The sequence below is a fragment of the Microcoleus sp. Pol1C5 genome (assembly GCF_036701115.1).
Lineage (GTDB): Bacteria > Cyanobacteriota > Cyanobacteriia > Cyanobacteriales > Microcoleaceae > Microcoleus.
Genome location: NZ_JAUBQE010000027.1, coordinates 18420 through 43709 on the forward strand (window position 1 = coordinate 18420; position 25290 = coordinate 43709).

General features: G+C 46.6%; 39 protein-coding genes. 13 read left to right on the forward strand and 26 right to left on the reverse strand.

Annotation, left to right across the window (positions count from 1 at the left end; genetic code table 11):
- Window positions 1–28: 28 nt before the first annotated feature.
- From QUA23_RS16170 to QUA23_RS16180, 3 genes are all read left to right on the forward strand, one after another.
- A complete protein-coding gene (locus QUA23_RS16170) occupies window positions 29–1231 on the forward strand; it encodes a nucleotide disphospho-sugar-binding domain-containing protein (protein ID WP_333076923.1) in 1203 nt (400 codons plus the stop codon).
- Between the two features lie 155 nt (window positions 1232–1386).
- Window positions 1387–2091: a tyrosine-type recombinase/integrase gene (locus QUA23_RS16175; protein WP_333076925.1), complete on the forward strand. Its 705-nt coding sequence runs from the start codon at window positions 1387–1389 to the stop codon at window positions 2089–2091.
- Window positions 2092–2292: 201 nt separating this feature from the next.
- Window positions 2293–3264 (forward strand): GIY-YIG nuclease family protein, encoded by a 972-nt coding sequence (locus tag QUA23_RS16180; protein ID WP_333076927.1) that lies wholly within the window; start codon window positions 2293–2295, stop codon window positions 3262–3264.
- Here the strand turns inward: QUA23_RS16180 and QUA23_RS16185 are convergent.
- Window positions 3236–4684 (reverse strand): Tic22 family protein, encoded by a 1449-nt coding sequence (locus QUA23_RS16185; RefSeq protein ID WP_333076929.1) that lies wholly within the window; start codon window positions 4682–4684, stop codon window positions 3236–3238. The two genes, QUA23_RS16180 and QUA23_RS16185, sit on opposite strands and share 29 nt — an antisense overlap.
- Before the next feature lie 459 nt (window positions 4685–5143).
- On the opposite strand from QUA23_RS16185, the gene QUA23_RS16190 reads away from it, so the two are divergent.
- From QUA23_RS16190 to QUA23_RS16205, 5 genes are all read left to right on the forward strand, one after another.
- Window positions 5144–5995, forward strand: coding sequence for a DUF1614 domain-containing protein (locus tag QUA23_RS16190; RefSeq protein WP_333076931.1), 852 nt, complete (start codon window positions 5144–5146; stop codon window positions 5993–5995).
- A gap of 321 nt (window positions 5996–6316) precedes the next feature.
- Window positions 6317–6799 (forward strand): Hsp20/alpha crystallin family protein, encoded by a 483-nt coding sequence (locus QUA23_RS16195; RefSeq protein WP_333076933.1) that lies wholly within the window; start codon window positions 6317–6319, stop codon window positions 6797–6799.
- A 650-nt stretch (window positions 6800–7449) separates the two neighbouring features.
- Window positions 7450–7683, forward strand: coding sequence for a hypothetical protein (locus QUA23_RS16200; RefSeq protein ID WP_333076935.1), 234 nt, complete (start codon window positions 7450–7452; stop codon window positions 7681–7683).
- Window positions 7684–8113: 430 nt separating this feature from the next.
- Window positions 8114–8533, forward strand: coding sequence for a GFA family protein (locus QUA23_RS31065; protein ID WP_445243499.1), 420 nt, complete (start codon window positions 8114–8116; stop codon window positions 8531–8533).
- 472 nt (window positions 8534–9005) lie between these two features.
- Window positions 9006–9356: a hypothetical protein gene (locus QUA23_RS16205; protein WP_333076936.1), complete on the forward strand. Its 351-nt coding sequence runs from the start codon at window positions 9006–9008 to the stop codon at window positions 9354–9356.
- Window positions 9357–9527: 171 nt separating this feature from the next.
- Here QUA23_RS16205 and QUA23_RS16210 read toward each other — a convergent pair whose 3' ends face one another.
- Both QUA23_RS16210 and QUA23_RS16215 read right to left on the reverse strand, forming a co-directional pair.
- A complete protein-coding gene (locus QUA23_RS16210; protein WP_333076939.1) occupies window positions 9528–10025 on the reverse strand; it encodes a hypothetical protein in 498 nt (165 codons plus the stop codon).
- Between the two features lie 165 nt (window positions 10026–10190).
- Window positions 10191–10514: a hypothetical protein gene (locus QUA23_RS16215; protein ID WP_333076940.1), complete on the reverse strand. Its 324-nt coding sequence runs from the start codon at window positions 10512–10514 to the stop codon at window positions 10191–10193.
- Window positions 10515–10775: 261 nt separating this feature from the next.
- Here QUA23_RS16215 and QUA23_RS16220 point away from each other — a divergent pair, with 261 nt between their 5' ends.
- The gene (locus QUA23_RS16220) at window positions 10776–11069 is read left to right on the forward strand and encodes a hypothetical protein (RefSeq protein ID WP_333076941.1); all 294 of its coding nucleotides are present in this window, start codon (window positions 10776–10778) and stop codon (window positions 11067–11069) included.
- Here QUA23_RS16220 and QUA23_RS16225 read toward each other — a convergent pair.
- The 15 genes from QUA23_RS16225 to QUA23_RS16295 all read right to left on the reverse strand — a co-directional run bounded on the left by QUA23_RS16225 (window position 11049) and on the right by QUA23_RS16295 (window position 17323).
- Complete coding sequence (locus tag QUA23_RS16225; RefSeq protein WP_333076943.1) at window positions 11049–11609, reverse strand: hypothetical protein; 561 nt, start codon at window positions 11607–11609, stop codon at window positions 11049–11051. The two genes, QUA23_RS16220 and QUA23_RS16225, sit on opposite strands and share 21 nt — an antisense overlap.
- A 24-nt stretch (window positions 11610–11633) precedes the next feature.
- The gene (locus QUA23_RS16230) at window positions 11634–12128 is read right to left on the reverse strand and encodes an HD domain-containing protein (protein WP_333076944.1); all 495 of its coding nucleotides are present in this window, start codon (window positions 12126–12128) and stop codon (window positions 11634–11636) included.
- Between the two features lie 39 nt (window positions 12129–12167).
- Window positions 12168–12545, reverse strand: a complete 378-nt coding sequence (locus QUA23_RS16235) for a hypothetical protein (RefSeq protein WP_333076945.1) — start codon at window positions 12543–12545, stop codon at window positions 12168–12170.
- 67 nt (window positions 12546–12612) lie between these two features.
- Window positions 12613–13125, reverse strand: coding sequence for a hypothetical protein (locus QUA23_RS16240; protein ID WP_333076947.1), 513 nt, complete (start codon window positions 13123–13125; stop codon window positions 12613–12615).
- A 28-nt stretch (window positions 13126–13153) separates the two neighbouring features.
- Window positions 13154–13393: a hypothetical protein gene (locus QUA23_RS16245; protein WP_333076948.1), complete on the reverse strand. Its 240-nt coding sequence runs from the start codon at window positions 13391–13393 to the stop codon at window positions 13154–13156.
- Between the two features lie 202 nt (window positions 13394–13595).
- The gene (locus QUA23_RS16250) at window positions 13596–13892 is read right to left on the reverse strand and encodes a hypothetical protein (RefSeq protein ID WP_333076950.1); all 297 of its coding nucleotides are present in this window, start codon (window positions 13890–13892) and stop codon (window positions 13596–13598) included.
- A 4-nt stretch (window positions 13893–13896) separates the two neighbouring features.
- A complete protein-coding gene (locus tag QUA23_RS16255) occupies window positions 13897–14298 on the reverse strand; it encodes a hypothetical protein (protein ID WP_333076952.1) in 402 nt (133 codons plus the stop codon).
- Window positions 14299–14333: 35 nt separating this feature from the next.
- A complete protein-coding gene (locus QUA23_RS16260) occupies window positions 14334–14672 on the reverse strand; it encodes a hypothetical protein (RefSeq protein ID WP_333076954.1) in 339 nt (112 codons plus the stop codon).
- Between the two features lie 81 nt (window positions 14673–14753).
- Window positions 14754–15026 carry a hypothetical protein gene (locus tag QUA23_RS16265; protein WP_333076955.1) on the reverse strand — a complete coding sequence of 91 codons (273 nt, stop codon included), beginning with the start codon at window positions 15024–15026 and terminating at the stop codon, window positions 14754–14756.
- Window positions 15027–15114: 88 nt separating this feature from the next.
- Window positions 15115–15588 (reverse strand): hypothetical protein, encoded by a 474-nt coding sequence (locus QUA23_RS16270; protein ID WP_333076956.1) that lies wholly within the window; start codon window positions 15586–15588, stop codon window positions 15115–15117.
- Between the two features lies 1 nt (window position 15589).
- Entirely contained in the window at window positions 15590–15820 is a 231-nt protein-coding gene (locus QUA23_RS16275; protein ID WP_333076957.1) for a hypothetical protein, read from the reverse strand.
- Window positions 15821–16034: 214 nt separating this feature from the next.
- Window positions 16035–16277 carry a hypothetical protein gene (locus QUA23_RS16280; RefSeq protein ID WP_333076959.1) on the reverse strand — a complete coding sequence of 81 codons (243 nt, stop codon included), beginning with the start codon at window positions 16275–16277 and terminating at the stop codon, window positions 16035–16037.
- Window positions 16278–16298: 21 nt separating this feature from the next.
- A complete protein-coding gene (locus QUA23_RS16285) occupies window positions 16299–16586 on the reverse strand; it encodes a hypothetical protein (RefSeq protein WP_333076962.1) in 288 nt (95 codons plus the stop codon).
- Window positions 16587–16668: 82 nt separating this feature from the next.
- A complete protein-coding gene (locus QUA23_RS16290; protein ID WP_333076963.1) occupies window positions 16669–16965 on the reverse strand; it encodes a hypothetical protein in 297 nt (98 codons plus the stop codon).
- A 76-nt stretch (window positions 16966–17041) separates the two neighbouring features.
- Window positions 17042–17323, reverse strand: coding sequence for a hypothetical protein (locus QUA23_RS16295; protein ID WP_333076964.1), 282 nt, complete (start codon window positions 17321–17323; stop codon window positions 17042–17044).
- A 127-nt stretch (window positions 17324–17450) separates the two neighbouring features.
- Between QUA23_RS16295 and QUA23_RS16300 the strand changes: the two genes are divergently transcribed.
- From QUA23_RS16300 to QUA23_RS16315, 4 genes are all read left to right on the forward strand, one after another.
- On the forward strand, window positions 17451–18485 hold the full coding sequence (locus QUA23_RS16300; RefSeq protein ID WP_333076966.1) for a hypothetical protein: 1035 nt from the start codon (window positions 17451–17453) through the stop codon (window positions 18483–18485).
- 15 nt (window positions 18486–18500) lie between these two features.
- A complete protein-coding gene (locus QUA23_RS16305; RefSeq protein WP_333076968.1) occupies window positions 18501–18698 on the forward strand; it encodes a hypothetical protein in 198 nt (65 codons plus the stop codon).
- 130 nt (window positions 18699–18828) lie between these two features.
- Window positions 18829–19278, forward strand: a complete 450-nt coding sequence (locus tag QUA23_RS16310; RefSeq protein ID WP_333076970.1) for a DUF5049 domain-containing protein — start codon at window positions 18829–18831, stop codon at window positions 19276–19278.
- 55 nt (window positions 19279–19333) lie between these two features.
- On the forward strand, window positions 19334–19684 hold the full coding sequence (locus QUA23_RS16315; RefSeq protein ID WP_333076972.1) for an HNH endonuclease: 351 nt from the start codon (window positions 19334–19336) through the stop codon (window positions 19682–19684).
- Here the strand turns inward: QUA23_RS16315 and QUA23_RS16320 are convergent.
- The 8 genes from QUA23_RS16320 to QUA23_RS16355 all read right to left on the reverse strand — a co-directional run bounded on the left by QUA23_RS16320 (window position 19647) and on the right by QUA23_RS16355 (window position 25272).
- The gene (locus QUA23_RS16320; RefSeq protein ID WP_333076973.1) at window positions 19647–20504 is read right to left on the reverse strand and encodes a 3'-5' exonuclease; all 858 of its coding nucleotides are present in this window, start codon (window positions 20502–20504) and stop codon (window positions 19647–19649) included. The genes QUA23_RS16315 and QUA23_RS16320 overlap by 38 nt on opposite strands.
- Window positions 20505–20846: 342 nt before the next feature.
- A complete protein-coding gene (locus tag QUA23_RS16325; protein ID WP_333076975.1) occupies window positions 20847–22766 on the reverse strand; it encodes a hypothetical protein in 1920 nt (639 codons plus the stop codon).
- Complete coding sequence (locus QUA23_RS16330) at window positions 22688–23164, reverse strand: hypothetical protein (protein ID WP_333076977.1); 477 nt, start codon at window positions 23162–23164, stop codon at window positions 22688–22690. Before QUA23_RS16330 ends, QUA23_RS16325 begins: the two co-directional genes overlap by 79 nt.
- Before the next feature lie 2 nt (window positions 23165–23166).
- On the reverse strand, window positions 23167–23946 hold the full coding sequence (locus QUA23_RS16335) for a hypothetical protein (protein WP_333076979.1): 780 nt from the start codon (window positions 23944–23946) through the stop codon (window positions 23167–23169).
- Window positions 23947–24038: 92 nt separating this feature from the next.
- Window positions 24039–24410 (reverse strand): hypothetical protein, encoded by a 372-nt coding sequence (locus tag QUA23_RS16340; protein ID WP_333076981.1) that lies wholly within the window; start codon window positions 24408–24410, stop codon window positions 24039–24041.
- 50 nt (window positions 24411–24460) lie between these two features.
- Complete coding sequence (locus QUA23_RS16345; RefSeq protein WP_333076982.1) at window positions 24461–24667, reverse strand: hypothetical protein; 207 nt, start codon at window positions 24665–24667, stop codon at window positions 24461–24463.
- A gap of 5 nt (window positions 24668–24672) precedes the next feature.
- A complete protein-coding gene (locus QUA23_RS16350) occupies window positions 24673–24924 on the reverse strand; it encodes a hypothetical protein (protein WP_333076983.1) in 252 nt (83 codons plus the stop codon).
- 99 nt (window positions 24925–25023) lie between these two features.
- Window positions 25024–25272 (reverse strand): hypothetical protein, encoded by a 249-nt coding sequence (locus tag QUA23_RS16355; protein ID WP_333076985.1) that lies wholly within the window; start codon window positions 25270–25272, stop codon window positions 25024–25026.
- Window positions 25273–25290: the final 18 nt, after the last annotated feature.

A 25290-nucleotide genomic window follows, 5' to 3' on the forward strand; every position in this document is an offset into this window, starting at 1 on the left:
ACGAGAATTACAAAGACGGAATCATCAAGTGACTTTGTTCAGCATTCCCGATATCCGTTCCAAAGTCATAAACTCGGGTTTAAACTTTGAGGCTATTGGTGAAACAGAATTTCCACTCGGAAGTCTGGAAAGGAAATACAAACAGTTAGGAGAAATGAGCGGAATTCCTGGGTTTAAATTTACCGCAAATTGGATACAACAAGAAACCGCTATGTTATTGCGAGAACTTCCAGAAGCACTTAAAGCTGCTGGTGTCGAAGCATTGCTGGTAGATCAAACGACCCCTGCAGGTAGCACTGTTGCCGAGTTATTGAATCTTCCCTTTATTACTATTTGTAATGCTCTATTGATCGACCGCGAACCGGGTGTTCCCCCTTTCTTTACTGACTGGAGTTACCGTCCTGTATGGTGGGCGCGTCTGCGAAATCTTGTGGGTAATTTCTTCATAGATCGCCTTTCTCAACCGATCGAGTCTCTTGTTGCCCGTCAGCGAGATATTTGGAATTTAGCACCTTACTCTAGCGTGCAGGATTTTTACTCTCCCCTCGCGCAAATCTGCCAATTGCCCCCAGAGTTTGATTTTCCTAGAAAAGAATTGCCCCAGTGGTTTCATTACATTGGCCCTTTAAAAGACCCCTCTGGTTTAGAACCTGTATCTTTCTCCTCTATTTCTTTTCCTTTTGAAAAATTGACGGGTCAACGTTTGATTTATGCTTCTCTGGGAACTTTGCAAAATCGCAAATGGGAAATTTTTCAAACTATTGCCGAGGCTTGTTTGGGGAATGACGCACAAATAGTCATATCTCTAGGAAACCCTAATATCCAAGATTTCGCTCTCGATTTACCTGGTTCACCTTTAGTGGTTCCCTACGCTCCTCACCAACAGTTAATCGAAAAAGCAGCTCTAGTTATTACTCATGCTGGGATGAATACGACTTTGGCAGCTTTAAGCAGCGGCGTCCCTCTTGTGGCTATTCCTATTACTAACGAACAGCCCGGTATCGCAAGTCGTATCGCCAGAACTGGTGCAGGTGAGGTCGTACCTCTGGTACGCCTAAATGTTCCTCGGTTGCGCGATGCCATCCGTCTCGTGTTAGCAGAGGATTCTTACAAACAGAATGCCCTCCGGTTACAAGATACTATTAGTCATGCAGGCGGTGTGACTCGCGCTGCGGATATTATCGAACAAGCAGTTTCTACGGGTCAGCCTGTTAAAGCTGACGTTCGCTAACCCCCAAAACCCGGTAGTACACCAAATTCTCTTTATCTCCGAGCTATTGGCGACCTTAAAAGAGCCGCCGCATTAATAAGAAATACCCCCAATGCAATGCAGCAATGCAGTATTTGCGGCAAACTTTCTGGTATCGGGTCGGGTATACACCAAGCATGAAGATAGAACGGCACGGGCAAGCCAAAATACTTACGCAACACGAAATCGAACTCTTATTTAACAAAGGTTTGCAGACTTCACGCGATCGCACCTTGTTTGGAGTTTGTCTCTACACGGCCTGTCGGATTGCCGAAGCTTGTTCGCTGGAAGTCATCGATATTTACACGGCCAAAGGTACAGTCCGACCTACAATCAACTTCCGCAAGGGCAACACCAAAGGTCAACTCCAAACCCGAACGATTCCCGTCATTGAAGATTTGCGGAGTCTCCTGACATCTTGGAAACCCCACGCCGGCCAAACTTATTTATTCCCCAGCCGCCACCATTCCCACCACTGGAAGCATCTGCACACCAACTCAGCGGATCAGATTTTGAGAGAAGCGTTCGAGCGAACTGGCATCGAGGGAGCCTCCACCCACAGTTTTAGGAGGACGGCTCTCACCCAGATGAGCAATGCGGGTATCCCATTGCGAATTATTCAAGAAATCAGCGGTCACAGCAACCTCGAACAGTTGCAGCATTACTTAGAGGTGAAGCCGGATCAAGTCAAAGGAGCGATCGCAAGTCTTTCCATGCTTTCCTACACGGGGAAACCTACATTTTCCCCTGTAGAGGATGAATTGTCTGCTGTGCCGTTACCGAGAGAGCAACTGTCACAAGACCTATCAGACGACGCGGCCCAAGAAATTCCCGACTGGTGACGAGCAATTTTAGATTTTAGATTTTAGATTTTAGATTGACAGTCGCGCATCAAGAGCATCGAGTGCCGATCGCTTTCTTTCCCGAGGCAGAACCCCTAACCCCTAGATTTGTTGTTACAATTCTCGTAGCGAAGCGGGGCGTAAGCCATCGTGTGGAGCAGGTGCATCTCCAAAACCGGCTCAAAGGAGAATTGACAGACAATGTGGCTTAAATACGGCGTTGCTCTCAGCGGTGAACTGACGGGCATTGATGAAGTTGTGCGCGGAAAAACTAACCTCGCTTGTCTCTACTGCGGTGGCGGATTGACAGCAAAAAAGGGTTCGGTGAAAGAACATCACTTCGCGCACACTGAGGAAACTTGCAAACCAGTGTCGCAGCGGATTAAAACCAAAGCGTTTCCCTCGCTGCCCCTCTACGAGCATTTCAACATCGAACTCAAGGGTGAGGAACTAGAACAACTAAAAGTGCTGTGGAAAGAGTACGGCGCACAAAATTACGCCATTCCCAAAGACTTGGTAAACTTTCGCTGGCAGTTGAAAGGATTGCTGGAGTCGTCGGGCGATCGCACTTATCACTTTACCGACTTGGGTAAAATCCCAGTGGGTGCTCTTCCCTTGGTGTTGTTCAACAAAGTCCAAGAACCGCTGCTGCTGTCGGAGTTAATGAAGTTGGAAGGCTCTGTAGAAATTGCTTTATCTGCGGGGTTATCTTGTTTAGAAGAACGGCGGGCTGATTTGCAGATTTATCGAGCGCAACTTCGTCGGATTTTGGTGAACGCGCTCTATTTTCTGGAAGTCAAAGCTGACGAAAGCTGCTTCTATAAAATTGGGGTGACAACTCGATCGATCGAGGAACGCATCGCCGAAGTGCAGCGGGATGTGAAAGCGCATTACTCGGATGTGGTTGTCAATTTGCTGGGATTGTGGGAACATCGGGGGAATGTGGAACTGTACTTCAAACACCGCTACAAAGCGTTTAATTATCGCATTGGTAAACTGACGGAGTATTTTGTGTTTCCCAACGTCAAGGTTGTGCTATGCGATTTGTACGAGATGGAACCCAAAGACCCCAGCGATGTTGAGTTGGAGGTGATCGACTTGTGCAATACTTATCTGGGCTACACATTGCGAAGGTCGATCGCTATTACCCCAAGTTCAGAATCGAATCTGTAGTGGATGCGATGAATGTGGCACTGCGAACAGTTGCGGGTGCTGCATTTAAAACATTGGCTAAAATGTCGCCATTAGCTAACAAGATTAACGTGTTTGCACCCTCCGCATTGAAATTGAGGTCATTAAGACTGATACTGCCTGCGAGCGCTATTCTATCCCCTTGATTTAAATCGGTAATTCGATCAGCAAAATTTGCATCCCGCACCCCTGCATCAACATCCGTTTTGATAATAAAAGTATCTATTCCGCCGGCGCCAGTAAGAATGTCAAAACCTGCATCACCTAATAAAAAATCATTGCCTTCGCCGCCGTTCAAAGTGTCATTTTGTCTACCTCCCCGCAAAAAATCATTGCCACTTTCGCCGGAAAGACTATCATTATCTTGACCGCCGCTGAGCAGATCGCTGCCATCATCTCCGAAAATTAAATCGCTGCCTTTGCCACCCCGCAGCAAGTCGCTACCAGCGCCGCCGCGCAGCACATCATTTTCAGCATTCCCATTAATTACATCATCCTCTGATGAACCGCTCACGGTATCGTTACCGTCTAAGGCTCGCACGCCGCCTGAAAATTTAGTTGCACTGTTTGGAGGTATTTGCAATAAATCATTGCCCAGAGTTAAGTCAAAAAAACCTCCGCTAGCTGATGCAGTCAATAAGTTATTAAAAACGCTCAACTGCTCAAAGTCTGTGATAATTCCAGAACCCTCGCGCACAAAATTCAGCGACTCCTGCGGCGGCACCAAAATAATTTGTTCAAAGAACGGGTCGTTCTCAGTTGGCAAAGCTTCCAGAACGCTCTCCAAATTCACCACTTCAATCTTAATTGTGGCAGTGAGATTCGGCTGCTGCTGCTTAAAAGTATCCACAATTCCTTGCAATTCTTCCCTGTTAAAAAACAGGGGAACAACCTCTTGCTGACCTCGCTGAATCGTCAAATAACGGTTGTCCGTGCCGACTCTTGCCAAAAACAGAGGTACACCGCTGTACTCGTTAACTTGCTGACCATTTTGCCGCAACACCGTTTTAGCAGACTCAAGCTGCTGCGGTGCCGGAACGTAAGCAAACTTCACCTCGTCGGGCTTGCCTTTATTTGCTTGAGAAAGCTGGTAAATTTCCCCCAGCGACACCGGCATCACCCGCACCAAAGCCGCCAACTGAGGGTTTGTAGTTTTCAGTTGCTCGACAAAAGCTTGAGCATCCTGCTGGCTGATAAAAATTCCTGCCACCGAATCATTGCCGCTTTGACCCTGACCTTGTTTGGGAACAGAAGCGATTACAGGCGCACCAGTCGCGTCTGTAATCGCAAACACGGGCACCTGGCCCAGCTTTTCGTCAATTTGTGCATTAGACAGTGCTAATGCTTTTAGATTTCCCGCTTCGGAGGAAGCTAGCAAGTTAACCTTAACTAAATTAGACATGGTGGTATTAATCCGTGTTAAATCCGTATTAAATTCGTTTTAATGCCAGCAGTACGGAGCCATAGGGTTTTGTTCCGCTGGCATCAGTTATCAAGATGGGGGAACTTTATTTAATGCTATCGCTAAAACTATAACATTCTGTGCGGCGGTGGGCCTCACAGAGGCTTTGGAACATCGGGCGAGCGTGAATAATAATACCGAATTCAGTTGGAGGCGATCTTAGGAATTAGTAAGATTTATGACTTTTATGAAATTAAGGTTATGACTTTTATGAATTCAAGCAATGAATTTATGAATTGACTTATCATCTCGCCTGTGGAATGATGTTAATTAATTTCCGATAGATCGTCGTCTCCCAAAAAAATGAAACACTGTTGGTAGAGAGTGATTATGTAAATGCGTAAACTTAGCATAATATGAAAGAAAAAACGGAAATATCTCTTCTACTAACTTGGCGCGATGTATTCCCTAAAACAACGATTGACACGCTGGTTATACAGTAATTTTTACATCAGTAGAGAAGGGGCAGCGAGCTGGAATCTTCAACCCAAATCTTGTCTAGGCTGCCTGCTTTTTTTGCTGCTATTTGTGACTATTTTTTTGTACATAATTTTTCTAATTTTCAAAATTTATCCAATTGTGTTTTCAACCCTGATTGCTCGATTGGGCATTGCCCCAGGGTTGGGTTTACCTCTCCTCATTGCAGCTTTTTTCGGGTGCTCTATCAATTTACCGCTCTTCATATTGACACAGGCTCGCCAGTCAAAACAGCGAGTCAGCTTTGAAATCTTTCCGCTTTGGTTGTTAAAGTGCTTGTGCTTACCTTCATACAAAACCCAATCCGAATTTTATGGTTATATTGGTTTAAATGTATCAGGAGGGCTCATTCCCATTATTTTGGCGCTTTACCAATTTCATCGCGCTCAACCTGTAGCAATTTTGATAGTAACAGCGGTCGTTGCGTCGTTTAGTTACTTCCTAGTGACAGTCATTCCAGGAAGAGCAATTGTTACTAGAGTGTCGAGGTTTTGGCTAATCACGATTGTTGCGGTTTTGTCAGCAATGGCATTGGTTGTTGGCGGAGTGAACCGCTCAGACGTGTCAGTTGCTTTTGCGGGAGGAGTATTGGGAACGACGATCGGAGGTGATTTACTACACCTAAAAGATGTTCGCCCCGAAATTGCTGCAACTCCCCTTAGTATCGGAGGTGCAGGATTGGATGATGGGATCGCGCAATGCGGTTTGTGCGCTTTAATAATAGCTGAATGGCTGCCTGCGACAATGGCTTGGCTATCTGCTTGTTTACGGTAGATTCTTCTAACATAATCGATCGCAATACGGTTGGCAACACCGCCGATCCTTCCCCCGACGCTCGCACGCCGTGCAGAACGGGCAAGGCAAGCTCATGGTGTTGCTACAGCATGGTGAGGTTTCTAGGAATAGCTTTGTACGGTTTTCTTCACTGCTAATTACTCTGATTGTTTCGCACTTATGCGGGCAAATACGACCAACAGAGTAGGGTTCTCCTGACTGTTCCTCCTACTTGTAAAGCGGCATCATAATAACTGCAAGCAACGAGCTTCAACCCAAACTTTCCCTATAAAGCTTTACCAATCTTTGAGGTGACACACTATGTTGATGCGCTACTGGCAACCCTTCACAGAAATTGAAACCATCCGTCAGCAACTCGATAAAGTTTTTGACGGACGGGCAGCAGCGAGAGATAACTCAGAAGCCGCTTGGATGCCAGCTTTAGAATTGGCTGATGCTGGGGACAACTTCGTATTAAAAGCGCAACTGCCTGGAATTGACCCCAAAGACGTTGACGTTCAAGTCACCCGCGAAGCAATTTCTATTTCTGGCGAACGCCGCTACGAAAACACAGAAGAAAAATCTGGCTACGTCCGCTCAGAATTCCGCTACGGCAAATTCCACCGGACGCTTCCCTTGCCCGCACACATTCAAAACGACTCTGTGCAAGCTGAATACAAAGATGGCATTCTAACGCTAACCCTGCCCAAAGTAACTGAAGCTCGCAATAAAGTCGTCAAGATTAATTTGGCCGAAATTGCTGGAGCTTCAACCAATCCCGCTTTGGAACAGGCTAACCAATAACGATCTGCTGTGCTGAATCGAGTGAGGCAAATTTTCCTTTCATTGAGCCTGATTGGATTTACTTAACAACAACGGAACTGGAAAAGTTGATGCCGGGAGCTACCATTGCTCTCGGTATTCTTTATTTGGGAAAGCCCAGCGAAAAATCACTTGAACCCGCAGTAAATTCAGCAACGCTTACAACGCAGGCTTCCAGTAAATGCACGAGAGAGCACGACGAGCAGAATACCCAATTGTGAGCCCAGGGGCATTGAAATCCCTCAGTCCTCCGTTGCACCACTTCTGTGGCAAGTAAAGGCACTGGAATGTCTGTGGCTATGATTGAGACTGGAGGCGAGCCCGGTCATGAAAGAGCCCGTCACACCTATGAAAAGGTGGGCTTCGAGCTATTCCCAGTCGCCAGATACTTCAAGAAGCTCGGTAGTGCAGATGTGTTGATTTGGCTCGCGCATTGTATCCTTCAACTTAATGCGCGAGCCCGCTCGTTTTTGTAAATCGTTGTTTAGAATCCGTGTCTAGTACAGTTTTGGCTCAATTAGTGTTTGTTTAGGTAATGATATAACTCAAATACTATAAGAGCAATGATAGAGGAACATACGCGGACAGACTTGCAACAGCGGCAATGGATTTGTGATCTAGAAGATGTTAATTTGGTACCACAAAGAGCTTCATTTGTTAGCTTGTGGAAACAGTATGCAAATGGCGTTGCTATTACGCTCTCTATTCATTCCGAGAACGGTCAGTTTGCGTTGTATCGAGATATCGGTCATGCGGCATCTGGAACAAAAAGAACTAATTGCGGTACATTTTCAACTGCCGATGCTGCGGTACATCAACTGATTCAAGAGTGCTATAGCTGGGATAATACGTGGGGAATGGAATAGCATCAAGGTATTTGAGGTATGAGAATGTGAGCTATCTCAGTTTGTAGCTTGCTCGCGCATTCTATCCTTCAACTTAATGCGAGCGCCCGATCTTGTAGGTTGGGTTGAAGGATGAAACCCGATACTCATTACTGCTTCTCAATCTCAACCCCGGTGCGCTCGCCCCATCGAGCCATGTTTGGTTTCACGTTACCCTGATTCACAAGCCTTGACGTGGCAAGCTCAACTCAACCTAGGGCAACGGGCAATTGCGCTTGAGGATATGCGGAAAAATTCAGCCTTTCCTCCAGAAAATACCTAATATACGGAACAATTCTACGTATCCACTAAATTTAGAATGATATACAGTACGATTCTGACTATCCATCTAGTTCTGGTGGATAACTAGAATCGTTCAGCCTAATAATATTTAGACACTCGGAGAGAGCAGATGGATAAGCCCAGCATTCACGGTAGTTGCCTTTGCGGAACTGTGACCTTTGAAGTGAACCCACCGTTCCAGAAAATGGCTCATTGCCACTGCTCGCGGTGTCGCAAAGGCACGGGCACAGGCCACGCCACAAATCTAACCGTTGAGCCGAGCCAGTTCCGATGGCTTTCAGGGGAGGAAGGCATCACACGTTATGACCTTCCCACAGCTCATAGCTTCAGCAAATGGTTTTGCAGTCATTGCGGGTGTCCGGTCCCGCGTCTAACGCGCAACAGCAAAATTGTGGTTGTTCCAGCCGGCTCGTTGGATACAGCACCGCCTATGGCTCCGACAGATCGCATTTTCTGGGCATCGAGAGCGCCGTGGAGTTGTGCTAGCGGAGGGCTTCCAACCCATGCTGAGTATCCAGAGTCATGGTAGAGCAAGAAAGTGCCTAAAAAGATCCTCCAGCCGTCGGCCCAGCAAGTGCTCAGCGATCGCTATGTATGCGATATGAACTACAGGTTGCAATCAAAATAAAAGCCGATCGTTGGAGGTTCTAATTGGAACTGAATAGAGATTGCAGGTACGACCAATGCTTAGAGAGTAAAGCGTACCGCTAGATTTATAGTTTGAAATCTGATGCAAGCGATGGCATTCTATCCTTCAACTTACTCCTGTAGAGAGGAAAGTCTTAGAACTGCTTACTAAAACACAATCAAATCGTCTGCCAATTTGAAGCATTTGAATTTTTTTCACGAAAGCAGATGCAGAATGCTAGGGAATTTAAGCTGCAAACAATCAGAGGGGATTTGTTGTGAAATCTCGAAGACTGCAATCACGGTTCCGCGATCGCCACTAACACCCCCATTTGCGAGAAACTAAACCCAGACCAAAACCCCACAAACCCGCCATGCCCAAAATCTCCGAATGTGATCGCTGTCTCCTCTTTGCCCGCAACCCACACCTCATCTGTGCCGTGCATCCCACAGGCCCCAACGCCGATACTTGCCTTGACTTTCGAGAAGACCCCAACGCTGAACCCGATGAACTGTGGGAACCCGAAGGGGCGAGCTACTACAACGGCGAACTCATTCTGCAACCCCGGCAACGGTGGACTTTGGAACAGCAGCTAGAGCTTTTGGATACCCACCCCTTGTTTACCAGCCGGTGTCCCCAATGCGAAATGACTTATCCCAAATACGAAACGCCCCCGGTGCATTGGGATTGCCCGGAGTGCGGGTGGATGGACGATTCGGTGTGAGGCGGCGGTTCGCAGCGATTGGGCGATCGTTGGTTTTATTGGCTGGACGATGGGAATTGAGTTGGGGAAATTGGCTCTGCTGCTGTCACTTAAGGAAGAAGGAAAAGGGCTGCTCATTCTAAATTTGGGGTCTTCGCTTCCCAGTCTTTAGTACAGTAGTACAGCGTTTTCTCAAAGTTCGGTGAGGGCGCGTTCAGAAATTTGCCGGATTCGCACGCACGCTTCCTCTGCCGTCATCGCCTCGGCGGTTTCCCACTCGGAAAAAGTTTCTTCCAGGGCTTCAGACAGCGCTTGTCGGTAGGCATTGTCTTCGCGTTCGACTGCATTCAAAACTGCGCTGACAAGCCTGTCAAAAGCATTATTATAAGCTACAAAACTATCGGTTTCACCTTGAATTGCCATCCCAAATAAAACGGCTGCCAAGTGAAAGCGCTCTAAAAAATCGAGAAACCTTTGCTCGATCCCCCGAGGCGGTTCGATTAGATCGCGGGCAAAAACTGCGAACAATTCTTGCGTTGGGGCGGGAAGTTGTTCCCAGCGACTTTCAACGATTGCAGCTAAATAGTTGGCTCTGCGAGCCAGTTCCCCAAACCTCGAAGCGCTGGCGAACCGGCGCTGCTGGAATACCTGCCGAATTTCGGCTGCGCTAATCGCGATGGTAGCTGGCACTTACTTGACCTCTGGCACTGCGAGTTGTTTGAAAAGCGGTCGCCTTTTCCAGGATACCGACTCGCAAGCAAAATAGCGAAGCTGCTACGAGGCGTAAAGTAGCACTTTAACTCCATACCGGATAAGAGTTTGAGCGCCTCGCACCTTGCCGTTGCGCGCCCGCCATCAGCTACGCAAAAACGCTCGCTCTACACCCCACTTGGAAGTACAGCCAATTAACCCCCCAGCAAACACCACAAACGCGCATTGAGGCAGCACGGTGAACCAAACCCACTCCTGCGGCCACCACTGCCACGCACCAAACAGAATTGCTGTGTAAAGACCGAGTTCGGTTATTTTACCTGTGGTTGCTTCACCGACCGTCCAGCCCTGCCTGATTCCCCGACCACAACCGACTATCAATCGAACGAACAGCACCAAATTAAAGAAGATAGCGATGCTGCTGAGGATGTTGCTGTTGATGTTCTGCAAAAAAGTGATGAAATCCATAGGGTTGATTTTTTAGACTACTACACAATCTAGCAAGCTTAACAAAAGTTGTGGGGCGGTTGTTTTTCAAGTTTCCTGAGCAACGGCCATCAGCCCTGGGGTCACACAAACTAAAAAACTTGGGGGTTGCTGAGAGTGTGCGATCGTCAAGCGAGTTTCTGCTGCTGTGTATTTTGTGTGCTCTGACTCGGCGATCGCTCAAGAGTCAGACAAGCGTGAAATGATGGTGATGCAGGCACTAAGAAATATGGAATGCAGAGAATGACTGACTCGCCGCTCGAACAAATCGATTTGCTAGACACGGACTATGCCGACATCCTTGCCAACAGCAGCCACCCCGCGTTTGAGATGCAACTGGTTCGGTTTGGGGTTGACACCGCAGAAGCGCGCATCAAAACCAATTTCCTCACCCTGGTGCGCCAAAAACCCCAGACTCCAGAGGAATGGGCTATTTTAACCGAAGCATGGGAAGCAGCTTGCGGGTATACACCAAACACTCAAGATTTTCAGCTAATTGTAGAGTTGCTGTGGGAATCAAGAGAGTCTGGAGATTGATTGATTTTCAACAATACCCACTTCACTTCCCCGCAGCAAGTTAGCAAAAGCATCGACCGGCAATCCATCTTTGAGCAGGGAAAATCGCTCGATGTAATTGCCGTCAAATATGCTGAGGTTATCCATGCGGTTGCGCGTGGCTAAAACAGACTCCACCCATGTGGTAGAGAGCGGAACTCCAAAATAGCAACCCACTGAATCCCAAGTGGGGTCGATGGCATATCCGTCGGGTGCGAGCAACCAAGCATGGCTAATTGGAAACCCGACAGCGGCGTGGAGGGCGTATCCTTCGACGTAGGTGAGGCTGTTATCTGCAAACGCTAACTGCTGGCAATTCCAATAAGAAAACTGAGGTGCGCCAACTTCGATCGTTTCGGGTAGTGGCTGAGGTTCCATAATGAAGCCGCAGTCTAAGACTAATTCTTCATAGCGTTGATACTTCCAATGCGCTCTGGCGGGTGGTACTTCCATTGCTGCAACTACCGCTTCTAAGTAGAGCTTGATCTGCTCTCCTGAGATAGTTTTGGTAAGGGTATTCACGGTAAAAATCCTGTTCTCTTGAGTTTACTTGTTCGGGTTTTCCAATCGATTCCACATCGGCATTAGCTCGACATCCTGCGGATTGTACAGGAGTTGTTTGAATAGCGGAAACTCTTTGAGGTACATCTTGTAGAGCTTGGGATTGCTTTGGAGGCTAGCTTCGGTGTTAGCTATCCTATCGGCAAGTTTAACAATCAAAGCTTTTTTGTTGGACTGGATTTTTAGCGCAGTTTTGCGAAAGCGATCGGCTCGGTTTTCCCCGGGTTCGCTGGTTACAGCAAACACAATATCGGCTACCTCATTGCCAAATTCGGACACAAGCATCTCATAAGTTGTTGGGGTATCTTCTAGCGTATCGTGGACCCATCCTGCTGCTGCAATCGCTTCATCGCCTGCATAACCGAATTGGGCCAGCACTTGAGATACTTGAGCTAGATGATAGGAATAGGGATGCTCGCCGTATTTCTGAGTGCCGTGTTGGGCGATTGCAAATTCTTTAGCTGCGTCTGCAATATTCATTGAATCTACCCCCTTCAACCATCTTTTATAATGCGCCTGCTACTGTTTAACTGAGCCCTTAGTTTGCTTCCTTTCTTCTAACCGCCAATCTTTGTTTAAGTACCCCAAATCGCCTCGTTGCATCCTATCTAAAACTTCATCTTCCCAATTGCTAGGAAAATACTGCTTGATTAGTTCGACGTGTTCGATCTCCTGTTTGGTCAGCCACCACTGCCGACCCGCGAATCTCATAGGGGATGTGAGCTGTTTGTTTACCTCAAGGTACTGCTGTAATTCAGCAATCTCATTCTCATTCAACCCGTAGGCTTCTGCTTCTTTCTGCCACTCCGTCCAACTCATGTGCGTGTGAGAAGGCAAACTTGATAAAAAATCTTGAGTTAGCTCGTCCAGCTCCATAGTGTTGATGTAATTAGTCATTCCTAATTTCCTCTTTGGTGGATTGATAATTTGAGTTAATCGGCAACGGTCTTAAACTAATGGAAAGTTATGCAAGAGCATCAGCCGGGAATCCTTGTTTGAAAATCGAAAAATCTTCGAGATAATTCCCCTGCAAAATGCTCAGTTCATCAGGGCGTCCCTGCTGCTTTCGAGAATTCCAAATTGATTTTACCCACGATGTCGCCAGGGGAATGCCCAAATAACAGCAGCCAGGAGTTTCCCAAGTCGGGTCGATAACGTATCCGTTGGCATCGAGCAGCCAAGCGTGGTGCAGCGGGATAGACACGCCTTGCGCCATTGCGTAGCCTTCGACGTAAGTGAGGTTGCGGTTTTTTAAGGCTAATTGCTGGCAGTTGGCGTAACAAAGTCTCGGTTGACCTGGTTTGATGGTTTTAGGCAGCGGTTTGGGTTCCATCACCCTTCCGCACTCTAATGCCAATTCCTCAAAACTCCTGTACTTCCAATCGGTTCTGCCGGGTACGTTTTTCATCACGGCAGCTAAGTCTTGCAAGTATGCTTTGAATTCCTCTATGTCGGTAGTTTCAGTTGGATTGTTCATGGTAATAATTTGGGTGTTGCTAACTTACTTAGGATTTGAATTCTTGGGTCATTTCTAGCAATTCTCTCGCTTTCTCTATTAGCTCGTCCTTACTGTTGAATGGGAGTTCGCCCTGGAAACACTTCCAATTCAGCATGAATTCAATAACTCCGCTGGAGCGAGAGTGAAACGTCACCGCAAAAGAATGTTCGCCTAACGATCCGCTTAAAGGTTCTAGTATGTCAAAGACCTGATCCATTGTTTCACTTAAAGTTAAATCCTTTTTCATTGTGCTGACTCCACCATCTCATACAGGTCACTCTCTTTTTACCAACAACACTTACGTCTATTATACTTAGCTTATCGTATTTTGGTAGATTCAATTCTCTTTTATAGGCTGTGTTTAAAGTGCAGAGAGTACGCTTTCTCAGGATGCCTTTAGCTGTTGTTTTTATGTATTTTTAATTAAATAATTCACGGTTATAACTCCTTTATTGAAAGACTCCTGGTGGGGCAACATCTACATTTACATTTACATCTACATCTACATTAATGTTAACTACGTTAATGCTATAGCCTTTTTTCTGGAGTAGGTCGTGCCAACAAGCACTTCCGTATGCTGAAAGAAGTAAGTCATCCCCTCGTTCAATCGCCCTCCATGCTCCTTTCTCTGTTTTAAACTTAGTGGCAAAGCAAGTGTTTGTTACGGCACTCCATTCACCTTTCTTGTTGCGATATCCGAAAAACGTTTCTTCTTTTTGCTTCAGTTGAATGAGGTAGATACTCATTTTGTTATTCCTTTTTCCTAATGCTTTCCAAATCCATCAACTCTTCTAACTTGCGATTCAGCAGTTGAGCATCGCTTTCATTCTCGTATCGCTCCCGTTCTAACCATTCTAAAATCTCTGGTTTTGGGCGAAACGAGAGAACGGGGCGCTTGCTATCGTACTTAGCTTTAGCTTTGCGGATAACTTCGGGATTGTTGGTGTGATATTGCTGCTGCGCTGAGATTTCCACAACTTCGATCTCAGTCCAGCGGGCTTGGATTCTTTCACCCTGCCGCCCTACCAAAACATGAGATTCGAGGTACTTTCGAGCGCCCCGTTCCGTTTTCCACTTCTTTGCTCCTTCCAAAGTAGCCGAATCAATGGCGTTGTATTCGGGATTTCCCTGCGTTTCGGTGGCATAGCGCACTCGAGTATCCTTTTTGAACCTGATGGCGTACAAGCTCAACTTGTGGCCTCCTGCAACCGCTGCTGCTGGTAGCGTTCCCAAGCCCGCACCGCCAATTCTTCAAAATGAGTGTCAGGGTATTCGGGTGAGAAAGCCTCGGAACTATGATTCCGATAAGCCTGTTCTGCTGCTTTTTCTACCTGGGTGCGAGCTATCAGAAACTGGGATTTGTGTTCTGGCGAACCTATTTCCCCTTCTGCGATTACTATGTAACTGTTGGGATATTGAGCAACGGCTTTGTCAGCACCCCTGCGCGTTTTCCAGCGCCTAGCACTCGACAAAGTATGGGCGTAGTAAAACTGTTCGGGTTGTCTGATGGATTGAGCTATAAACATCTGTGTTCTTCTTTACTATGTGGTAACCAAGCTTTAGATAGCGCATATTAAAGCTTGATTGTGTTGCGAATTAATAACCGACTAGCGGACTCGATACTCGGTTTCTAGGTACTGAATTATCAACCTCCATTTGGCTTTACAGAACTCCAAAAAATCTGGAAACTTTTCTTCAGGGATTCTGAAACCGGCTTGCCGTGCAAAATAGTAACAAGAGTTATCAAAAAGAGCTCTTCCTCCCCTATCTCGGTATACTTTGTACACCTCTTGCATTGTTAACCCTGCTACAAGTTCTAATTCACCATCAGCAGGGACGGGCAAGCTTTGGGCATCTTCCCAAGTGACTGGCACTTTCATTGGTTTTTTTCCTCATTTTGGTTGCAATGATTCTACCTGCAAGGCTTTTTAACCTTGAGTAAATGTCTGAATTAATGAACGTATTTAGTCATGAAACACCCTCAGTTGTAACAGCTTTTAAAATTTCCACTTTTAAACCCAATTCTGAATGGATAGTTTTCAAGCAATTCTCTGCCAGCATTTTGTATGGTTGCCTTCCTGCCTGCACGAAAAAATAAATGCTGAGAATGTCTGCCTCATCTAAACTTCGCATTAGAGCGATCGCTTCGCGGCTGTAGGCTCTGGGATACACCGCAAACCGAGAACCCACCTCATCCCAAACGCACTTGACTTTAGTTGCGCCGAGAACATCTTGGAGGTCGTCAACTATCGCAGAGGGGCCCGACCAATAGAAGCGACCGTCGTAATGCTTGACTGGCAACTGAGCTGCTGCCGCATCCAAACAAAACTGGCGGTGTTCCGGTTCCGAGTATCTGTTAGCTATTCCCAGGATTGCACTTCCTAGAGGTGGCCCAGGGCTGTTGCCGCCGAGTACAACATCGTATTGATTGGGTTGAGCCATGTTAGCCTTCCTCCTGATTCAGTACCTGCGGCATTTCATACCTTGCATTAACTTCTAAATCTCCGAATTCAACCTCTTGTTCTTCCAGATAATTATCGATTTCACCCAAGCAGGCTGCCGCCATCTTTCGATACACTTTCATTCTCGGATTGTCGCCGTGAATATCTTCAATCTCCCAACCTTCTGTTTGGGCTAGTATAAGCGCCAATCTTTCGAGCAATTCGTGATACATTGTTATGACTCCTGATTTGATAGGGTTGGTATCTGACACATTTCGGACACTTTTAAGTCCTCAAACTCTAGCTTTCTTTGTGAGAGAAAACTATCGATTACACTCAAACACGTTTTGACCATTCCTAAATACACTTGAATAATAACATCGCCCAAGTAGATATTTTCAATTCTTTGTCCGTTAACCTTAGCTAGATTAACGATTAGTCGGTCGGTCAATTCATCCAACAGCAGAATGTTGGCACTAGGAGAGGAAGATGTTTGCCCATAGTGTACACTTCCAGGTCTTTGAACTTGATACCTTCTTCTTTCAATAACCCATCAATGGTTTCAAGGGAAACTTTTGCCATTGCTGGGTAGACTTGAAACTTGGGATTATTGGTATTGATGTTTCTAATTGAGCATCCCTGTCGTCTGGCTAGCTCTACTGCTAGTATTTCGATTAATTCACGATACATGATAGACTCCGGATTATTTGTTTAGGGGGCGTCCGTGCTAGAAGCTAATTGGTGAACTCGGATAATCTCAGCTTGCACCCAATCGATTGTTGGTTGAGCTTCAAAGGGTAAAGATTTGTTGGACGCAAGGGTGTATTCGCAGCCCCCATTTTTGACTCCAAAACCTGCATAGTTCCACCCCTCGCTATCTTGGATATCCCATTCTTCGGAGTAGCCGTTAGTAACGGGAGAATCCAGTTTGTTAATTTTCAATCCTTTGAAGGACAAGGATTTCTGTAGTTCGGCAATAATTAGCTCCGCTGTATTCATGCTTTCTCCTTTTTCAACGCCGTTTTGTTTGCCATTACGCCACCTATCACCAAACTCTCGAACTAAACTCCTAATAAGGTGCTTAAGATAGCGATTGCGGATACTTTTCGTTCAATTGTTGGAGCAACTTCGGCGCCCTCCAGGATACAAGATTGATGAGAGCTTCTAACCGCTCGTACCAATACTTGCGGAGCGCGTCGATTTCGGAATTGGCTAAGTTTCGCTCTTGTTCGGTTAAGCCTGCCGCCGCCCGTTCAATGGCTTGCTGGGCTTTTTGGAGCTCGGCTATACAAAGCGCGTATTCCGATTCGATGCCGGCCTCGAATTCTGCAACCAGGACTTGCTGTGGTTGAGTCATGTATTCTTTGCCTTTGAGCATACTCGCCCTCCTGTAAAACCTAATATCTTGCTGGCGATAAAACTTTCGATGCACGCTTCGGCGAACTTTTTAACTGTCATCTTTTCCCCTTGTCGAACATCGATCTGTCTGCCGCTACCCCGTCTATCACCAAACTCTCGAATGCAGCTTCAATCCAAATAGTCGCTCCCGAACACCGAGCTTTGCTCGCATCCTGAACCAACACGCAGCCGCCGGTGAACTCTACCCGCTTGGCATAAACCGACCCCAAGTAAGTGTTGATGCTGATGGCCCGCTCGTCCACCAAGGCTCCCTTCAGCTTGCTGGCTTTTTTGTTGGCGGCAGCGATGTGCCTGTTCACGTAAATCTGTGCTTTCATTAATCTTGTATCCGATTTGCTTTGGGTGCTGGGCGATCGCTCTTGACTTTGACCGGACTCGGGCGCTCGCCTTTTCGATAACCTGCTAGCTAGTGTAGTTAGTTTACGAACTATTGTCAAGGGGCGTATGTCTTATTTCTTGGGAGATGCACCATCAATAGAGGATTATTGGCGGGGCATCATCCTCTTTGGCAAGAACGTCGCCTCGTACAAGTTTGCGCTAGCTCAGTCGCTGTTGGAGTTAGCACCCGGTGGTAAAAGCACCATTACCTTGGAAGAGTTGGCACAAGCTTATGCGCGGCATACTCTGGAACACCTGCGCCTGTGTGATAGCCAATCTCAACAAACCAATGTTCCCTACCCCTTCTTGGAAGCTTGCCGCCGATACGACCGGGGTGAGATTAGCTACGAGGAATTGATTTCGATTACGGCGAAAGAAGGGTTCAAGGTGGTGCTCGACAAGTTCCACAACGTCAATCAAGCGGAGACACCGATGCGTTTCTTCGCTTACGAACGCCGGGGTGCTAAAGCCATTACCCTGACCGATGAGTTATTTGGGATGTTGGAGGGAAACCAGGGGCAGAACTTACCCAAAGAGGTGGATGCGCGGTGGCGGTTGGTGGAAACGGCATGGGAGTTGAAAGTATCCCGCAATCTCATTTCCATTGGTTGCGACCTCGACGAAAGCCTGCTATTTACTCAGAATCGCGCTCGCCGGGTCAACATTACCTCGTGTCGCGGTGCTTTAAACGGTTATCAAAGGGGTAAGTGTTTCTATTGCTTTGGCGATATTTCGATTATCAGCAGTGCAGCAGATTTAACGGATGTAGACCACTTTTTCCCCCGCGTTCTCATCAACTACGGCATCGCTCATCCCATTGACGGCATCTGGAATCTCGTGCTAGCTTGCGTTAGCTGCAATCGCGGGGTGGGTGGGAAATTCGACCAGCTCCCCCAGCTTCGGTTTCTAGAAAGGCTCAGCACCAGGAACGAGTTTTTGATTGGCAGCCACCACCCGTTACGCGAAACGCTGATACAGCAGACGGGTGATTCAGAACCCAAGCGCCGCTCTTTTTTGGAGAGGAACTACAATGCAGCAAAAACGGGTAGGCTAATTAATAGTAACTGGCAACCTGCTTTTGAGTATCCCCCAGCTTTTTGATTGATGGTTCAACCGATGGCTAATAATTTTCAACGAATCAAGCTTTACTTCAACGTAGAAAAGATTTGTTTGGGCGGTGTAGATGATGATTGGTGGTTGAAAGATTTCGACGGCGATTATTGGGCTTCTGATTACTTTTGGCTACCAATAGGCTATAACCCGATTGGAAAACATGGAGATGAACTTTTACAATTTCTCAAACCTCGTGCTTAACTAATCAGATGAAAGAATACCGATGCACCCGCAACGCGCCCTACACCCCTGTGGCAGTTGGTACTTACTTTTCAAGTTGCCCAAGCCCATCGACTACAAATTCTCCTAATTCAACACACACAAATTGTTTATGAACACTCAAAGTCACTCCATATTAAAATCGCATCCTATCCCCGGTGATGGCGGTCAAGCCCCCGGTTACATTACTCTCAGAGAATGGCGTCCGAATGAAGAATGGGTAACACACTTTTACAACTGTCAAGACGGTGGCTTTTATTACGGTCGGTACTTCACAGATTTAGCTGAAGCTGAAGCTAACTTCGAGCTGCGGGTAAAGGAATATCTCGGTTTGTTGGGGAAGGTGCCCAGTGCGCTAGAGTCAGAGGAACCGATCCACATCCCAGAACCCATCCTGGAAGGCATTAATGCAGTTCGAGAAGCACAGACGACCAATATGTTTAATGCAAACATGGTGCGCCTTCAAGCCGTAGCTTTGGGATATCTCGAAACAGCTCAATGGATTGAAGCAAACTTGGAAATTTATTGCAGCGGCGTTTTTAGGGGATTCGCAGCTCTCTAAAATAGATTGAACGGTGACAGGAAAAGCGATCGCCTTATTGGTAGAGAAATGAGCTATGCCTAAACCCAAGAGGTATCCCGACAATTGGCAACAGATTGCGATCTCGGTGAAAGAAAACGCGGGGTGGCGCTGTGCTAAGTGCCATCAACAATGCCTCCGACCCGGTAAACAAAGCGGCTTAACCAAATCTGAACGGTGTGCTTTAACTTTGGCGGTGCACCATCGCAATCGGATACCGGAGGACAATCGCCCAGAAAACTTAATCGCTCTGTGTACCGCGTGTCACTTGTCGTACCACAACCGCGGTCAGTCTAACGTATCGCCGGGGCAGTTATCCCTGTTTCCCGATGATGCTATTGATTGGGAGCTCATGAGTTTTTCTGAGGAATTGGCACGGGGCAATTGATTCGATCCGAATCCGCTGCCATCTTCTTAATTAACTGGAGGGCTGCTATGCAATCTCCTAATGCTCGGTGTCCGCCGTTGAGAGGGAAATACCTATAATTTTTATAATAATTGCTCCAAGATCCCTTCCACTGTGCAGCCCATTCCATCAGGCATTCGGAGCGTTGTTGTAAATTTAACATTGGCAAGCCGTGCAATTTGCAGCAGTCATTTAAAATTTTGATATCAAAGGCAGAATTGTATATTAACACTTGTTTATCTTCCAAAACTTCCGCAATGGAAGGGTAAATCTCTGGAAAAGTCGGTGCATCATTTACATCTTCATCCGTTATCCCGTGAATTTCCGTTGCTTCTGCGGGAATAGAAATCGTAGGTCTAACGAGTGTATTGAGCAGCGGTTCTCCCAACGGATTAATAATTGCAATTTCCACAATCTCTGCATCATTTAGCCCCGTAGTTTCAGTATCCAGAATCAACCATCCATCAGGTACAAGAAGCTGTTCGCGAGCCCACTTCACCGCTCTTACCCTATCTTTTTCTATGAAACCTACTTCGCGATACCACTCTTGATAATCTCTTTTAATTTGGGCTTGGAGGCGGTTGGCTGCCAGGGTTTCCAATTGTTTGGGAGTGGGCTTTCTTTTGGGTCGGCAGGATTCAGGATTGTTGGTGTCGTAGAGGAACACGTCATATTTCCGCGTTTCGATGATGCCTGAAGGTTTCAGAGGCGATAAACCCAGTTCACCCAGTTGCTTTTTAGTTTTCAGGTGCGGTGGCGGTTCGTTGGATTCACCCCACCAACTATATTTGGTTAGTCCCATATTTGATAGCCTAATATGAAAACAGCACATTCAAAATATAGCTCGATGGGTAGTATTTTAAAACCACCCAACTAGCTCACAAAGCAAGTAGCATCCAAATAGAAAACCCCCAGCTTGGGGGATGAGTCACCCGCTGCAAAACTAAACGACAATTTAATTATTTTATCAAATAAGCGTCACTGCCTGCGAATTGAAACAACCAATACCACCTCGGCTTAAGGTATCCGCAGCAGCTAACATCACTCAAATTTCCCTTCTTAAGCATCGGCTGCTAAAGCTTTGCGGCAATTCTCTAACAGTTCGTCTTTCTGGTCTGACTTTTACCCAGGATTATTCAGGTTTTTACCTATCCAAGAAATCGGCAAAATGTGCAATCAAGGCCGCCGTTCCGTATTTCCGAATCAAGTAAATAAATACGGGCTTGCCGACGCTTGAATACGAACGCGGCGAATCCTTATCGGGTTTGGTGCATTTCAAAACATTTTTAATAATATCAGAGGCATTGCGACTCGTATCTAGATACGCTAATACCTGCTCGAAAAGAGCCGATTCCGTTGTTTCACAGAAGTACCTGGATACGAGAGACGCGCCGTCTCGAATGGGATACTCTTTATCTGGCAAGGGTTCTAGAGGTATCCCACCGCCCTGTTGGGGTTGCGGTACGGATACGTCAGGTTCTTGCGTATCCCGCTCTGAGTGCTCCCCTGTTTCAGCAATTTCTGATGATTTAAAAGTCTCTTCAAGGCGCTGTTTTGCTAATTCCCAAAGTTGTTGCGGGTCATCATTTTCGCTTGTTTGGCTAATCCCGGCTTTCTCTTGATTCGTGTCAGCAGTTGGCTCAATTGGCTCTTTTATAACCTCTCGCTTCCAACCGCTCAAGTCGGGCACAACAGCCGGGAATTCACCCAATTCGCAGCTAATCCATGCAGCCCGATTCCCCCAAGATTCCAAGTAATCCCGTACTTGCTGGTACTTGGCGTATTGTTCCGAATCCTTGGGATATTTGTTGCGATACTTTTCACACTCCTCTAGGGCGAATCTACCCATATAAATGCTGCAAAAACACTCAGCTAAATCGCTCTCATCCTCTAATCCCCATGTCACCACCTGCCGCCCCTGAGCCAGAGCAAAGATGCGGATGCCGAGTTCGCGGGCGAGAGTAATCATATCGCCCATAATCTGTTTGGCAGAAGGCGATATGATTTGCTTGGTTTTGCGATCGACAATCGCTTTGATATTCTTGCTAATCACTCTCCATTCATCAATGCCCACATTCCAAATTGGGAAATCAATTCCCTTCGCCATCAATACAGTGCGACGAATTCTTTCAGACTGCAAACTTTCTAAAGCTGTTCGGATGGCACCGTAATCTTCGGGAACTCCAATTACCTCTAATCCAGTCCATTGATGCGGTTTCCGTTTGATGGTAATTACTAGCTTTTTATCGCATGGCATCACATCCATCAGCCAATCAAATAGCGTGGTTTTTCCGCCATTTGTGGGTGCAACTCCTCTCAAGTGAGGAAACATCTCAGGAGTATTCCTAAACTGGTTCCAATCAAAGAATTTAACGCCTAAATCTGGGGTAATTGGCAGTTCTACGCCCAACAATTGATTGTTATTTTGGGCGGATGCTGTGTTTAATAGGAGTTCCGCATTTTCAACTTCCTCGGACTTTGATTCCATTGGAGCGGGTAAAGATTTGGGAGCGGCGGTAGTTAAAGCATCCAACAGTTCGGGATTCTTCTCTAAATAAAGCGTGTTGTAGCCGTCGTAGAGTTCACGCTTGAAGTCCTTCACTCTCAAATCAGCAGCAATCGCTGTTTTCTGGATTTCTTCCTCATCCAAAATGTCGCTGGTAGTTGCTTCTAACTGCTTTTGCCGTGCCTCAAATATCGCAGCCTCTTCCTCGCTCTTTCTCTGCTTCACCGATGCTGCACCCGATGTGAAATAACCCGCCCCAAAGCTGATTGCACCAATTACGCCGGATGCAGTACGCAGCAGCCCCCAGCCTTGATGCAGCTTCACAAACTTAGCATTCTTGGGATATTGGGAACCCGATACCACAACAGGCGTACAGGGGTTTGTAGCTCCATTGCAATAGCTGACGTGTTTGTCAAAGTACCCGAACAAGCTAAACCCGCTACACCCGATGCCCACAATTAAAGGAGCGATCGCGCTTTTCACGGCATCCACCTCCGCAGCAGTGCGACCAACAAAAGCAGAGCCACCGCCACACCGACAATCGCGACAAGGTGCCACACAGGGATTAAGCCGAAGCCAAAGCCTACGCTTAAAGGCATATTTGCTAGCAGCCACGCCGCATCCCAAAATGCAGCAATAGTTCCGACAATCACCACCAATCCGCTAATCCGACGCATCGACAGCAAGTAAGGCGTTGGGTTTTTCGGTTTTACTACAAACAGAAACCCGGCAACCAAAATCACTGCGACGAGCATTACAGGAGCACAGAGAATCCTCGCAACGTGAGCAATTGACAACCCAACCGCAAACCAAAATCCTTGACCGCAGAAGCTATTTAGGTTTTTGAGAAACCTCAATTGGTCTGATTCTTCTAGGTCGGGGAGTTGTGGTTGTTGTGAAAGTGGAGAGACAGGAGGATTTTGAGGTTTGGGGATGAGAAATGGTGGTAACTGCATGGCTACTTCCCGGAGAAATAATCAAAGGCTTTACCGCCCCATTTTTTTAGCCACCCGCTTGCCTTGCTAGCGTTATTGCTAGCGCTATTGCTAGCGTTATTGCTAGCGCTGCTGGCAGGACTCAATTGCGGGCTACTCGATGATGGCAAACCGTATTTCCCGCGAGTACCGTAAGCGATTAAATCTTGAATCCTTTGTTTCTCGGCCTTTTGGGCTTCTTGAGCTTCTTGCCGCCACGAGAAAAGTGCTTCTTCTTGTTCTGGCTTTTGGGAGAGCACCGCTTTTCTGCGGGCTAATCTGTTAGCCATGATCTTCAGAGAAATCTCCAGATCGTATTCTCCTAAATCCCCGTAATCGCTAACTTCTTGGTCGAGAAGCTTTACGCCAACATCCGAATCTTTGGCTAGCTTTTTAGTATTGGCCTGCCAACCTTTCCATGCCAAGAACACGTCGAGCGTGGCTCGATCGATCTTTTCCATGCCATTAGCACCGGCTTTGACGCATCGGGCTACAAACTCGTTGTATTTGACAACGCCGTCAATATAATCGCTGACGTGTTTTTCTAGTTTGTCGAGGTTTGCAATCAGGAACTTGATTTCTTCAACCGAATCTACGAATGCCCCCAATTCTTCCTCGGACATCCCCGCAAACGCTGAGGGGTCGAAACCGTAGTATCCCTGAAAAGTAGTCAACATTTCAGGTGCGCTATCAAATGCTTTGACTTTTCCGACTAGGGCTGGTGCTATGGCTCCACCACCAGTATATTTAACAATTTGGCTCATGGTTTGTCTCCTTTAATCTTGCGGCTCGTTAATTAGGATGCGAGAAGTTTTTTAAGAGGGACAAAAAAGCCCCTCGAACATTACCTGGTTTCCTAGTTTTTTGGTAGTTGTGAAGCAACCAACGGTTGCAATAAACCCCTTAGCTCTTGAGGAAGCACCATCAACGCCCGTCGGTCGCCCTTGGTTTCCTTATACCGAACTGCTGCGTTGAGGAGCGACCTCGGAATCTCAAATTCTTTGTATTGGGTAGTAGATTCTTGCCACAACTCCACCCAAGTTCGCGCGGCTTTGTCGCTGACCATTTCTGACATGAGCGCGGGGATGTGATCTCTAGTTAAAACTACCCCCAGTGCTGTTATGGATGACTTACACACGTACAACTCGATGAACAAAGGGATGTAAGTTTTCCAGGTTTCGGGATTGTTAGTTGCAAAGAGTTCATCTATCGTCTCAATTTGGCTCATGATTTGTGTCCTTTAATTAATACTGAGTCCTCTAATTGATTGGGGATAGATTATTTGCCTCCCAGCGAGGGTGCAAATTGATAGTTGTGGTTCGTGCTGTTGTCGATATTCTGGTCGCCTTGAACTACTGTTGGCGGTAAATCTTTTACGGCTTGCCGATAACCGTCGTGGTAGATAGATTGACCTGCGTAAAGTAGCATAGCGGGAATAGCTGCAAACAGGAGCGATGCACAAATGACCGAGAGCTTATCAGACATAGTTGTTACCTCGAAGTTTCATTGCTGTGGTTAAAATCAGGAAGCGTCAAATGGTGAATGAACCTTTGCGTCAAGTCGTCGCTGATTGTGGGCGGTTTGAGTTGAATCAACCAGTCACCACCTATTGCTGGCTGCTCTAGCGTTAAATCGTCGCTGATTGCTGGCTGTTTGAGTGTCAAATTCTCGCTAATTGTTGGCTGTTTGAGGGTTAAATTATTGAAATCGAAAGATTGGCTACCATCTGGTTTTTTGTTCATATTTTTTGGTTGTTAGCTGTTGCAGAGTACATCTCAATTGTCGCATTACCAATTCGCAACTAACCTCTAGACTCGGTGGGTTAATGTCTCGTTAGTCTTCTACTTGCTGATGTCATTCGGACTAAATGAAATGTAAACCTGTCCTTGACCGCTACATTTAATATGAGCCGGAATGTAACCCAAAATCTGACAGATTCCATGCCACAACATCTCTTTACAAATCAGGTAGTTGTCGGGGATTTGTCCTTTACGGTACACAGCCCATGCCATGTCTACAGATTTGACAATTGCCTCTGGTGCTGGGTCTAGTTCCACTAACTGCTTTACTCTGTCTAATTCGCTGCTCATTTCTTGTTACCTCATTAA